Source organism: Neorhizobium alkalisoli (genome assembly GCF_007829835.1).
Taxonomy (GTDB): Bacteria; Pseudomonadota; Alphaproteobacteria; order Rhizobiales; family Rhizobiaceae; genus Neorhizobium.
This window is the reverse complement of sequence record NZ_VIWP01000004.1, coordinates 244,792-257,069: the sequence shown is the minus strand read 5'-3', so window position 1 is coordinate 257,069 and position 12,278 is coordinate 244,792. Positions and strand designations below refer to the sequence as shown.

At 60.4% G+C, this 12,278-nt stretch carries 13 protein-coding genes; 7 read left to right on the top strand and 6 right to left on the bottom strand.

Annotated features, from left to right (window positions below):
• Nucleotides 1-14: 14 nt before the first annotated feature.
• Complete coding sequence (locus FHW37_RS16975; RefSeq protein ID WP_145638475.1) at nucleotides 15-350, bottom strand: hypothetical protein; 336 nt, start codon at nucleotides 348-350, stop codon at nucleotides 15-17.
• Between the two features lie 331 nt (nucleotides 351-681).
• On the opposite strand from FHW37_RS16975, the gene FHW37_RS16970 reads away from it, so the two are divergent.
• Complete coding sequence (locus FHW37_RS16970) at nucleotides 682-1,407, top strand: ParA family protein (protein WP_145638473.1); 726 nt, start codon at nucleotides 682-684, stop codon at nucleotides 1,405-1,407.
• 51 nt (nucleotides 1,408-1,458) lie between these two features.
• Here FHW37_RS16970 and xseA read toward each other — a convergent pair whose 3' ends face one another.
• Nucleotides 1,459-3,081 carry an exodeoxyribonuclease VII large subunit gene (gene xseA, locus FHW37_RS16965; protein WP_145638471.1) on the bottom strand — a complete coding sequence of 541 codons (1,623 nt, stop codon included), beginning with the start codon at nucleotides 3,079-3,081 and terminating at the stop codon, nucleotides 1,459-1,461.
• Between the two features lie 50 nt (nucleotides 3,082-3,131).
• Nucleotides 3,132-4,976, bottom strand: coding sequence for a hypothetical protein (locus FHW37_RS16960; protein ID WP_186458289.1), 1,845 nt, complete (start codon nucleotides 4,974-4,976; stop codon nucleotides 3,132-3,134).
• A 137-nt stretch (nucleotides 4,977-5,113) separates the two neighbouring features.
• Between FHW37_RS16960 and FHW37_RS16955 the strand changes: the two genes are divergently transcribed.
• The gene (locus FHW37_RS16955) at nucleotides 5,114-6,118 is read left to right on the top strand and encodes a glycosyltransferase (RefSeq protein ID WP_145638469.1); all 1,005 of its coding nucleotides are present in this window, start codon (nucleotides 5,114-5,116) and stop codon (nucleotides 6,116-6,118) included.
• Nucleotides 6,115-6,489, top strand: coding sequence for a GtrA family protein (locus FHW37_RS16950; protein ID WP_145638467.1), 375 nt, complete (start codon nucleotides 6,115-6,117; stop codon nucleotides 6,487-6,489). The genes FHW37_RS16955 and FHW37_RS16950 overlap by 4 nt, the downstream gene beginning before the upstream one ends.
• A gap of 3 nt (nucleotides 6,490-6,492) precedes the next feature.
• On the opposite strand, the gene FHW37_RS16945 is transcribed toward FHW37_RS16950, so the two are convergent.
• Entirely contained in the window at nucleotides 6,493-7,479 is a 987-nt protein-coding gene (locus FHW37_RS16945; RefSeq protein ID WP_145638465.1) for a Gfo/Idh/MocA family protein, read from the bottom strand.
• A 154-nt stretch (nucleotides 7,480-7,633) separates the two neighbouring features.
• On the opposite strand from FHW37_RS16945, the gene FHW37_RS16940 reads away from it, so the two are divergent.
• Nucleotides 7,634-8,584 (top strand): aldo/keto reductase, encoded by a 951-nt coding sequence (locus FHW37_RS16940; protein ID WP_145638463.1) that lies wholly within the window; start codon nucleotides 7,634-7,636, stop codon nucleotides 8,582-8,584.
• Nucleotides 8,585-8,604: 20 nt separating this feature from the next.
• Here FHW37_RS16940 and FHW37_RS16935 read toward each other — a convergent pair whose 3' ends face one another.
• Nucleotides 8,605-9,495: a LysR family transcriptional regulator gene (locus FHW37_RS16935; RefSeq protein WP_145638461.1), complete on the bottom strand. Its 891-nt coding sequence runs from the start codon at nucleotides 9,493-9,495 to the stop codon at nucleotides 8,605-8,607.
• A 114-nt stretch (nucleotides 9,496-9,609) separates the two neighbouring features.
• Here FHW37_RS16935 and FHW37_RS16930 point away from each other — a divergent pair, with 114 nt between their 5' ends.
• Nucleotides 9,610-10,605 (top strand): aldo/keto reductase, encoded by a 996-nt coding sequence (locus FHW37_RS16930; RefSeq protein ID WP_145638459.1) that lies wholly within the window; start codon nucleotides 9,610-9,612, stop codon nucleotides 10,603-10,605.
• A gap of 107 nt (nucleotides 10,606-10,712) precedes the next feature.
• A complete protein-coding gene (locus FHW37_RS16925) occupies nucleotides 10,713-11,072 on the top strand; it encodes a nuclear transport factor 2 family protein (protein WP_145638457.1) in 360 nt (119 codons plus the stop codon).
• A gap of 9 nt (nucleotides 11,073-11,081) precedes the next feature.
• Here FHW37_RS16925 and FHW37_RS16920 read toward each other — a convergent pair whose 3' ends face one another.
• Nucleotides 11,082-11,699 (bottom strand): hypothetical protein, encoded by a 618-nt coding sequence (locus FHW37_RS16920; RefSeq protein WP_145638455.1) that lies wholly within the window; start codon nucleotides 11,697-11,699, stop codon nucleotides 11,082-11,084.
• 142 nt (nucleotides 11,700-11,841) lie between these two features.
• On the opposite strand from FHW37_RS16920, the gene FHW37_RS16915 reads away from it, so the two are divergent.
• Complete coding sequence (locus FHW37_RS16915) at nucleotides 11,842-12,258, top strand: MarR family winged helix-turn-helix transcriptional regulator (RefSeq protein WP_145638453.1); 417 nt, start codon at nucleotides 11,842-11,844, stop codon at nucleotides 12,256-12,258.
• The last annotated feature ends 20 nt before the right edge of the window (nucleotides 12,259-12,278 follow it).

Genomic DNA, 12,278 nt, shown 5'->3' with positions numbered 1-12,278 from the left:
CCCCCGTTTTGCGATCAGCGGTAATAGACGATCTTGCCGCCATTGCCAGCGGTGATGACCTTCAAGACGTTATGGAGCGCAATGCCGCGCTCTGCCAGCGCATGCTGCAGGCCGCGATCGTGAGCGGCTTCTGCCTGGGCGGCGCGGATAGTGAGGGCATTATGGGCCTGAGGCGTCCTATTGCTGTCGTCGCCCTGGCCATAGATCGGTGCCACCTGGATGGCGATGACATTGTCATCATAAGCCTTGCCGAACAGGATTTCCGACGCGGCCGTCTGGTCGGCCAGAGCAGGTGCTGCTCCAAGCGTGGCGCCCAGCAGCAGAAGAGATGCGGCTATTGCTGTTTTCATGATCGCTTTCTCCATTCGGCGAAGTCCGTTCGGCTATGCCATGCTTATAAAGATAGGAAGTTTGCCGGCGAGTTAAATGGCTCTCGAGAACCGAGAATGGCGATCATGTGAGAGGGCACTCAAAAATCGTTTCATGAATAACGATGAGAAAATCCCAATATCCGGCAGCCAAAATACAGGATTTCGAATAATATTGGCGAAAATCATCTTTCTGCAAGCGCCGCGCAAGCTTGCTGATCAAGCATCCGCCAATCATCACGATGGAAGCGTATAAGAGGCGGCCGACAAACAGGGCTTCTCTCCGTGGTGCCCATTTGAACCGGAGGGTATTATGCCAATTATTACTTTCGCAAATACAAAAGGTGGTGCGGGCAAGACGACCATGGCACTCGTCACGGCCGGGGAATTGTCGAAACGCGGATATCGGGTCGCCATGCTGGATGCCGATCCGCAGCAATGGGTTTCACGCTGGATGGTGAAAGCGGCAAAACTGCCGAAATTTTCCATCATTCCGAATATCGGTGCAGAGAATATCGACGAAACGATCGCCGAGCTGAAGAAGAAGGCGGATTACATCCTTATCGATCTGCCGGGCGGCCTAACGCCGCTTCTGGCAAAGGCGATCGGATTTTCCAGCCATGTCTTCGTCCCGGTACAGGGCTGCGCGCTCGACGCCGCTGGCGGGGCACAGGTTCTGGAAATCATGAAGCAGCTGGAGAGCGAATGCGGCATCCATATCCCACATTCGGTGGCACTGACACGTGTGAGCTCGATCATCACCACACGGGCACTGCAGGCCGTAAAAATCTTTCTGGCGGCCAAGAACATTCCGGTGCTCAACACGCCGCTGATCGAACGCGCCGCCTATCGCGACATGTTCGATGCCGGCACGATCGTGAATGCGCTAGACCCGGAAATGGTCAGCAATCTCGACAAGGCACAGGAGAATGCCCGCGTTCTGGTCGACGAGATCATCGCTCTGGTTCCGGCCAAGGCGCCGCGTGCAAAGGCGGCTGCACCCCGCAAAACCGCTTCCGTTGCCAAGAAGGCGGCTTGAACCATCGACTTCGGCCGGACGTGTTTTTCACGCCCGGCCGGTCCATATTTCCTAGAAGAGACTTCCCTGTTTCGGCGGATCGGACGGTGTTTCGGCTTTGGCCGCTTCCGCCTTCTGAGGCTTCTTTTTCGGCTGTGGCGACACAAGGGGCTGCTCATGCGATCCGGGATCGCTCCCCGTGATCGCAGCAATCCGGCCATCGGCGAATTCGACCGAGATCGCCCTTCCCTCGCCTATCCCGGCGGCACGGGTCAGCGGCCTGTTCTCCTCATCCCGCACCACCGCGAAACCGCGTTTCAGCACGTTCTTGTAGGAGAGCGACTGAAGAACACGATCCTGCGCGACGATCGCGGCGCGCCCACGGGAAAGGGCGTGGCTGATCGCCGTATCGCCCTGCCGGGACAGCGAGCCGACATGCTGGCGTTCGCGCTGGACATGGCCGAGCAGGCGCGCCGGCAGCGCCTTCAGCGAGGCGTCAGAGCGCGCGATGCGGCCGCGCTCGCCGAGCAGTTGTCGTTCCAGGCAGCGGTCGGCGCGGATCAGGCGATCGTTCAGCAACTGCCGTTGCTGCTGCAACCGGCCGGTCAGTAGATCAAGCCGAAGGCCGGACGAGGCCTTTTCGAAGGAGCGGCGCTTGATAACCGTGTTGCGCTCCAGACCGCGGCCCAGACCGGCGGACGCCTCATCGAAACGGCGGCGTGGCAAAGCGAGGAGCTGGTCGAGCGAAGGCAGCGCCCGGACAAGCGCGCGCAGCGACTGGCGGCGGAACTCCATCTGGCGGCTGGCGATATTGCTGAGACGTGCGGCAAGGCCTGCGATCTGCGCATCGAGATCGACCTTGACCGGAACCGCCATTTCCGCGGCACCCGTCGGCGTCGGGGCGCGGATATCGGCTGCGTGGTCGATCAGCGTCCAGTCGGTTTCGTGACCGACGGCCGAGATAAGCGGAATAGAGCTTTCGGCCGCAGCCCTGACGACGCTTTCGTCGTTGAAACTCCAGAGATCTTCGAGACTGCCGCCACCGCGGGCGACGATCAGCACGTCGGGCCGTGGCATTGGATCACCGGATTTTACGGCATTGAAGCCACGGATCGCGGCCGCGACCTCATCGCCGGAACCTTCGCCCTGCACCTTTACCGGCCAGAGGACGACATGGACGGGAAAACGATCGGAGATACGGTGCAGAATATCGCGGATGACGGCGCCGGTCGGCGAGGTCACGACGCCGATGACGCGCGGCAGATAAGGCAGGCGGCGCTTGCGGTCCTGATCAAACAGGCCTTCCGCGGCCAATTTCCGGCGACGCTCCTCAAGCAGCGCCATGAGGGCGCCGGCACCGGCGGGTTCCAGGCTTTCAATGACGATCTGGTATTTGGACGAGCCCGGAAAGGTGGTGACCTTGCCGGTGGCGATCACTTCCATGCCCTCTTCCGGCCGGAAACGCAGGCGCGAGAACGTGCCCTTCCAGATGACTGCATCGATGCGGGCGCGATCGTCTTTCAGCGAAAAATAAGCGTGACCTGAAGAATGCGGGCCGCGGTATCCGGAAATTTCTCCCCTGACCCGGACCTGATCAAAGGCCGTCTCGACCGTGCGTTTGATCGAACCGGAAAGCTCCGAGACGGAGAATTCGGTGAGGTTGGAGAGAGAATCGCTGGCGGCAAAACTGGTCATGCCCTCGTTCTACAAGAACCGGGCGGCAAAACAAATGCACTTCAGCCGGATCAACCGGCCGGTGCCGGCGCGGTTTCCGGAACAAAGCGATAGAGCATGAAACCATCGACCGGCTTTTCGGTCATGGGTTTCAGGAAAGGCGGCACCTTGCCATGCGCAAGAGCGGCGTAAAGTCCGTCGGGCTTGGCATGCATGATGGTGAGGGCCTGAGGATCGGTGCGGCAGAAGGCAAGTACCGTTACACCGGCACCACGCAGAAAAGCTTCCGCCTCATCCGGCTCGGCAAGGCTGATATGGAGTTCCGTCAGCATGCCGCCCTGATTGCGGTGATAGGGAGCGGATAGCGCCCGATGCGCGGTGAAGCGCAGGAGATCGGCTCCGCTGTTTGACGGTGCTGCAATGACACCGGGCGGAAGCGTATTGAGAAGCGCCATGCTTTCAGGCCCGCCGCATTCTCCAGCCTCTGCACCGCTGGTCGAAAGTGCGTTCAGATCGAGACCGCCAAAACCATCCTTTGCCACCATGCCGCCGACACCCCAGACGGCGGGAACGGCGGCGAGGACCGCGACGACATAGGTAAGAGCCGCCTTTGTGCTCTTTGGGTCTGAACGCATTGCCTGTCGCAGATCGGCGATCAGCAGTGACAGGGGCAGGATCGACAGAAGATTGGCGAAAAAGGCGCCGCGGATCTGGATCAACGCCACGCCCCAGGCGGCGGCGATCAGCGCAAAGAGGATGAGATAGAGGCCCGGACAATTGCCGCGAAAAACCCGCCCTAGGCAGACGAGAAGTGAAAACAGGCCCGCTGCATAAAATCCGCCGACCATTTCCGGCGCGTATTTCAGCTCTCCAAATATGGAGCGCGCCTCGATGACACCGCGCAGCCAGAACTCCACCAGGAGGGGATCAAGATTGCCGAGCGGATCGCCGAGGCATTCCGGTGCAATGACGACGGCTGCGACCGCCAGCAGCACGCCGACGCCGCCAAGGACGAGGAAACGCAGCAGCCGCGATTTCAGGCCCGAGAAACCCGTGACGAGGAAAAGCCCGGCACCGCCGAGCGACGAGAGCGAATAGAAACCGAAAGAGAGATTATCGCAGGTGACGACGGCGTAAGAAGACGGCGGCACGGTCGCGACAAAGGCGGCAGAAACGGCAAGCGCCAGTGACAGACCGAAGGCACGTGCCGCGCGATCGAATTTTTGGCCGATCCAGGCCCATTGAACAGCAACGCAAATGCAGGCGACGGCGACGAAGGGCATGGTTTCGGCGCCGACCGCGATCGCCAGTGCAGCAGCAATGCCGGCAACCACATAACTCCAAGGCTTGCGCTCAGGATCGACCAGCATGGCGGCAATCCACATGGTGAGCACGAGCTGGACATTGTGGTGATCCAGCGCCCCCGGCCTGAATTTCAGGCAGGTAAAGATGAAGATGGCGCCGAGGCCGAGCGCGATATGCATGATCGAGGTGCCGCCGAGCCTGCGGCCCGCAAGCCCGAGCGGCAGAAGCAGAAACCAGCCGAGAATGAGCGGCCAGGTGACGGCGGCGGCACCTTCGGCGGCCGAGCGATCGAGGAAAAGCGAGAAGAAACGGATCAGGGTCGCGATCGGCAAGTCGATGAACCGCGACCAGTGCATCAGCGTGCCGCCGGCCAAACCCAACCGGTGCTGCATGAGATCGAACCAGCCCTGGCCGGCGAGAAAATCCCGCACTTCGACAAGACGCATGGAATCGTCATTGTCGGGGCCGATCAGGTCCGTGGCACCGGGAAGCGTGGCGACGAGGCAGAGCAACGTGACGCACAGCCAATAGATCGAGACGGCAGGCAGCAGCCGCGAGAAAAACGGTTCGCGATCATCGATGGAAGGCGGAGCAATCGGGTTCCCAGCCATGCTTTTTGCCATCGATCGATACTTTTCACCGGGTTGCAACAGTCGCCGAAACCTAGCCTTAACCTTCCCAAGAAATAGTAAAGCGCGATGGCGCAGGCTGTTTCTGCGTCAGATTTTCCGTGTATCGAGTGAAAATCATGACAGCAGCCCTACACGGTGATCCGAAGATCGCCGTCCTCCTGCCTTGCTACAATGAAGCTGCGACGATCGAATCCGTCGTGCGCGGGTTCCGTGAGGCACTGCCCGGTGCCCGGATCTATGTCTATGACAACAATTCCACCGACGGCACGGCACTGAAGGCGATGCTGGCCGGTGCCGAGGTGATGCGCGAGCGGCGCCAGGGCAAGGGCCATGTCGTCAGGCGCATGTTCGCCGATATCGAGGCTGATATCTACGTCATGGCAGATGGCGACGGCACCTATTCGGCGGCCGATGCTGAGGATCTCATTCGCACGCTGATTACCGAGCGTTCCGACATGGTGGTCGGCACGCGGCGTGGCGTGCATGCCGATGCCGGGCGGCAGGGCCATGCGGCCGGCAACCGGCTGTTCAATATTCTCTACCGGACGATCTTTGGCCGCGATTTCACCGATATCTTTTCCGGCTACCGGGTGTTTTCCCGCCGGTTCGTGAAAAGCTTTCCGGCCGTTTCCGGCGGATTCGAGATCGAGACGGAAATGTCCGTACATGCCTCGCGATTGAAACTGCCGGTGACCGAGATCGAGCTCGATTATGGCCGACGCCCAGAAGGTTCACACTCGAAACTCTCGACCTTCAAGGATGGAGCAAAGATCCTCTGGATGTTTGCCATGCTGATGAAGGAAACCCGGCCCTTCGCATTCTTCAGCGCAATCAGCTCCGGTTTCATGGCGGCGAGCCTGATCTTCATGGCTCCGGTTCTTCTCGCCTATTTCCAGACGGGCCTTGTCGATCGCATGCCGACCTGGATCTTCTCGCTGGTGCTGATGCTGATCTCGATCCTGATGTTCACCGCCGGGCTGATCCTTGATTCCGTCTCGCGGGCAAGGTCCGAGCAGCTTCGCATCCACTATATGAACCTGCCGCTGCGCAGCGAAGCCTTTGAGCCGATTGCGGCCCGCAAGCCGGCCGAACGGCGCAGGGCTTCCAAGACCGCGGCATGAAGCGGCTGTTCTGGTTTCTCATCGCCGGCGGCGGCGGTTTTTTGATCGACGCCGGTATCACGCATCTTCTGGTGACCATATTTTACGCCAGCCCTTTCGCGGCCCGCATCCCCGCGATCGTGATGGCGATGGGCTTTACCTGGCTGATCAACCGCAGCCGCACATTCGGTCCGTCGCGCCATTCACTGGCGGTCGAAGGCTTTCGTTACTGGGCAGTCGGTATCACCTCGGCGCTGCTCAACTACGCCGTCTATTCGGCGCTGATCTATCAGCTGCCAATGCTGCAGCCGGTGGCGGCGATCGTCTTCGCTTCCGCCGCCGCCATGGCCTACAGCTTTTTCGGTTATTCCCGTTTCGTCTTTCGCCGCTGAGATTCAGACCGCTTCCCAGCCATCATGGTCTGCGGCGCGGTAGATCGCGTCGATGAAACGCTGGTTCATGAGCGAGCTTTCGAGCGTTACAACTTCCACTGCCTCACCGGCCACGGCGCGTGAAAAGGCCTCTGCCTGCTTGCGATACTGGCGGCTGTCGGGGAAACGGAAGATCTGTGAAACCGTGTGCTTCTGGTTGGTCAGCTCGATTTCCTCGGCACCCCAGCGATCGGCATTAAAGGGCGACTTCACCTCGATCGTGCCTTCCGTACCGTGGAAGACCATCAGCTGGCGGCTGGCGAGCTGGGTTGAGATATAGAAGCTCAATTCGAACGAGCCGAAATCCGCCTTGACGCTGGCATAGATATCCGTGCCGAATTCCGGATCACGGCGAACGGTGGCCTGGACGCGCTGCGGTTCCTTGCCCGTTGCAAAGCGCGTGGTGATCGTCGGATAGACGCCGATATCCGGAAGCGCACCGCCGCCGAGCTCGGGAATGTTGCGCATATTGCCGGGATCGCGGTTGAAATAGCTGAAGGCGCCCTGGACATGCTGCAGATCGCCGATCGCGCCCTCCGCCAGAAGCTCGCGCACTTTCAGCCAGACGGGGGCATAGGTGACCATGAAGGCTTCGGAGATCAGCACCCGCGCCGTATTGCGCGTGCTGATCAGCGCCTCGATCTCTTCCGCCTTCAGCGCCAGCGGCTTTTCGACCAGCACATGCTTGCCGGCCTTGGCGGCTTTGCGGGCCCATTCGACATGCTGGCTGGTCGGCAGCGGAATATAGACCGCGTCGATGACATCCGAGGCCAGCATTTCCTCGTAAGTGCCAAAAGCGTGCGGCGCGCCAAAACGGTCGGCAAGGGCGCGCGCCTTGGCGAGATCGCGGCTGGCGACGGCCGTGACGACGCAGTTTTCCGCATCCTGGATGGCCGGCATCACCGCATCGCGGCCGATCTTGGCGGTCGACAGGATTCCGAAACGCAGCATGGGCTCTCTCCGTGAAGGGGTTTTGTGGCCGGTATTGCGGGTGGTTGAAAAATCGGCCCTTCGCGCAAAATAAGACTGGCCCCATAGGGATCAAGAGTTAATCTGGGCTTCCTTCCTCAAGACCACCCACGCACCTGAAAATCTGGAGACTATCATGGAGCTGCGCGCACTCGGCCGGACCGGCCTTTCCATTTCGCCCATCGTTTTCGGCGGCAACGTGTTCGGCTGGACGGCGGACGAAAAGACCTCGTTCGACCTGCTCGACCGTTTTTTCGACGCCGGTTTCAACACGATCGATACGGCCGACGTCTATTCCAAATGGGTGCCGGGCCATGTCGGCGGCGAAAGCGAGACCGTGATCGGCAAGTGGCTGAAGCGCGGCGGCGTTTCCCGCGACAAGGCGATCATCGTCACCAAATTCGGCCATCCTTCGATGGGTGAGAACAACAAGCTGAAGGCCCATTGGGTCGCGGAAGCAGTCGAGCTTTCGCTGAAGCGGCTGCAGACCGACTATATCGATCTCTACCTGTCGCATTTCCCCGATGACAGCACGCCGCACGAAGAAACACTCGGCGCGCTGGCAAAACTCAAGGACGCGGGCAAGGTGCGCTCGATCGGCTGCTCGAATTTCAGCGCCGAGCAGCTGAAGGCATCGCTCGATGCGGCGAAGGCAGGCGGCCTGCCGCGTTACGACGTGCTGCAGCCGGAATATAACCTCTATACCCGCGACACGTTCGAAGGCCCGATTGCGGATCTCTGCATGGCCGAAGATATCGGCGTCATCAGCTATTACGCGCTGGCCGCCGGCTTCCTGACCGGCAAATACCGCAAGCCGGAAGATGCCGAGGGCAAGGCGCGCGGTTACCGCATTCCCGACTATATCAATGACAAGGGGCTGAAGATCCTCAGCGCCATGGATACGGTCGCGGCCGAGACCGGCGCCAGCCTTGCCTCGATCGCGATTGCCTGGGTCGCCGCACGGCCGGGGATTACCGCGCCGATCGCCAGCGCCACCAGCATCAACCAGTTGGAAGCGATGATCGCCGCCGGCAATCTCAAGCTCACCGACGCGCAGATGGCCCTGCTCAACGAAGCCGGCGCCTGAGCCGACGTTACTAGCGATTTCTATTCCGCGTGACGGAAGAAATCCACGAAAGCCCGCAGCGCCGGACGCATCTGGCGCCGCGACGGATAGTAGATGTAGAAGCCGTCAAAGGGCTCGCACCAGTCTTCCAGCACACGGATAAGCCGCCCTTCGCGGATATCCTCGAAAATGCGCTGGTCGAAGATGAATGCGAGCCCGGCACCATCGATGGCTGCCCTGCGGATCAGGCTCTGATCGGAAAGAATGAGCGGGCCTTCGACATCCACGACGATCGTTTTGCCGGCCTTTTCCAGTTCCCAGCGATAAAGATGTCCGCTGGTGAAACGGCGGCGGATGCAGCGGTGCTGGATCAGGTCGCGCGGGTGGCGGGGAATCGGATGATTTTCGAAATAGGAAGGCGCGCCGACCACAGCGCCGCGCCAGCGACCGCTAGCCCGCACCGCGATCATATCCGCCTCCAGATGTTCGCCGAGCCGCAAGCCGGCATCGTAACCGCCGGCGACGATATCCTCGAAGCGGTCGTCGGTCGTCACTTCCAGTTCGATATCCGGATAAAGCCTGAGGAAGGCACCGATGCGGGGCACGACGACCTCGTCAGCGGCCAGCCGCGGCATGGTAATGCGCAGAGGACCGGCCGGCCGGCCATCCCGTTCGGCCAGCCCGTCCAAAGTCGCGCCAATATCGCCCAGTGCGGGACCGAGCGTTTCAAGCAGCAGGCGCCCCTCTTCGGTCGGTGCAACGCTGCGGGTCGTTCTTGCCAGCAGGCGCAGGCCGAGGCTTGCTTCCAGCGATGTGATGGCATGGCTGATCGCGGACGGTGCTATGCCGAGTTCGAGCGCCGCGCCGCGAAAGCTGCGGGCTTCGGCGACGGCGGCGAATACCACCAATTGAGAAAGCTGGGTGCGGTTCATTGTTCTATATGTTAGAACAAGCCGCACAGGATTGCAGCGATTTTCTTAACCCCGATTTAGCTCTACTTTTCCGTCATGCCGGTCAGCCGGATCAAATTGCAAAAGGGTATTGTGATGAAAACGAGAAAGCTCGGTCAGGATCTCGAAGTGTCGGCCATCGGCCTCGGTTGCATGGGCATGAGCCATGCTTATGGCGGGCAGGACGAAGAAACCTCGATAAAAACCCTGCATCGCGCCGTCGAGATCGGCGTCAATTTCTTCGATACGGCCGAGGTCTATGGCCCATTCGTCAATGAGGAACTGGTCGGCAAAGCTTTGAAGCCGATGCGCGACAAGGTGGTGATCGCCACGAAATTCGGTTTCAATATCGATCCGTCCAAGAAGGACGCCGCCGCCATGTCCGGGCTGAACAGCCGGCCGGAAAATGTCCGGGCCGTGGCCGAAGCTTCGCTGAAGCGGCTTGGTGTCGATGTGATCGACCTGTTCTACCAGCACCGCTACGATCCCGAAGTGCCGATTGAAGACACAGTCGGCGCCATGGCCGAACTGGTCGCCCAGGGAAAGGTCAGGGCGCTCGGCCTTTCCGAGGCGAGCACCGATATCATCCGCCGCGCCCATGCTGTGCACCCGATCTCGGCCCTCCAGAGCGAATATTCGCTCTGGACCCGCGACCCGGAAGGTGACGTGCTCGATACCTGCCGCGAGCTCGGCATCGGTTTCGTGCCCTTCAGCCCGCTCGGCCGCGGCTTTTTGACCGGCAAGATCCAGAGCATGTCGGACATGGGCGAGAATGATCTGCGCCGCACGATGCCTCGGTTTGAAGCGGAAAACATGGCCGCGAACCTGGCGCTGGTGAAGCTCGTCGAAGAGATGGCCGCGGAAAAGGGCATTACTGCCGCGCAGCTGGCGCTTGCCTGGGTTCTGGCCAAGGGCGATTTCATCGTGCCGATCCCCGGCGCGCGCAAGATTCCGAATCTTGAGCAGAATGCTGCCGCAGCCGATGTGACGCTTTCGGATGCCGACGTCAAACGGCTGGACGACATGCTGTCGCCCGACAAGATTTCCGGTGCACGTTATGGCGGGCAGGCCGCCTGGACGCCGAGACGGTAAACAGCCGAGATCCGGTTCGGCCAGCTTTTTTGAAGCTGGCCGACCGTTCATAGACTTGGCGCGGAACATCCCTATGTTAGCATCATAACAGTCTGGGAGGGCTCGCGATGTCCGAGGAACAAGCAGTACAGGCGGTGGTCCATCTCTATGTCGACGGGATGGCACGGGCGCATGCGGGCGCGTTGCGCAAGGCCTTTCATCCAAAGGCCTCGATCATCGGCAATTACGATGGCAAGATCGAATGGCTTTCGCTGGATGATTTCATCGCCGAGGTTTCGTCACACGAGGCAGCCCCGGCCGATGCACAGCCGCTTCTGCAGATCGAGACGCTGGACGTCACCGGCACAGCCGCCTCGGTGAAGATCGTCGACGATTATGCCGGCATGCGGTTTTCCGATTACCTTTCCCTGCTGAAGATCGAGGGGCGCTGGGTGATCGTCAACAAGATCTACCACCTTCATTCGTGACACCGGCGGCTACCGCACCAGGGCCGGAAAACCTTCGTAGAGAGCCGAGTGATCGCCGTCATGATTGGCAATGCCAGGCTTGGTCAGCACGCCGCGCGGGGCAACGTAACTCATGATCCGGCGGGTAGGACGCTCGTGCCACTGGATGTTGAAGGCCCAAAGTGTCGGGAAGAAGCAGAGTGAAGCATAGGGCAGCTTGTCATGGATCCACCATGCCAGCTTCTGCCAATCACCTTCATTCTTGTGAGTATCGATCAGCCAGGGAATGACGATGCAGGCGGTAGCCCCCATAAAGCCGTGTTCGTCGCGGCGGTCCCAGATGTGGTCCGCCGCCGTGCTGGCATTGGTCGAGCAATTGAGATCGTTGCGATTGCCAAATTCGTTGACCTGCGCTGAGCGATAGCCCGAGCGGATATGCAGACGGCCGAATGTCGCCTGCAGCGGCTCCAGGAGTTCCTCGCAGAGATGCTGGCCAGCCTCAATGGCGAGATCCGGATCGTCGGGGATATTCGGAATGCTATAGAAATCGGCGATTTCCGAATGCAGGAAATCGCGCAGGAAGAAATTCTTCGACAGTCGCGCCCGGCCGAGATCTTCCAGGCCTTTCATCGAATTCGGCTTGCGCATGCCCCCTACCCGATCGCTATTGCAGGCAGAAAACTATCGCGGCAGTCGGCTTTGAACCACCCGTTTTCGTCACGACAAGACAATGCGTTTTCTGCTTTGATTTTATAATTGCATATGCAATCATATGTGATATTGTGAGTTCATGTTCGACCATTGCCTCTACTTCAACACGACCGCGCTTGCCCGCCAGCTGGAACGCGTCTGGACGGAAGCCTTCAAGCCTTTCGAGCTGACGCCATCGCAGGCATTCACACTGCGGGCGGTGCTGGAAAAGCCGGGCATGCTGCATAGCGAGCTTGCCGACACTTTGAAGATCGCCCGCGCCACTGCGACACGGGCGGTGGACGGGCTTGCCGCCCGCGGCCTTCTGGAGCGGCGGGCAACCAAGCGGGACGGGCGGGAATGGGAAATCCATCCGACACCCGCGGCAGTCGCGATCAAGGATGCTCTCAACGACGCCAGTGGCGCTGTTACGAAGCGGCTGAAACAGGATCTTGGCGACGGCGTATTTGGCGACTTCGTGCAGCAGGCACGATCGATTACCGGCAAGCTGCCGTAAAGTTTACGCATATAGTTGCA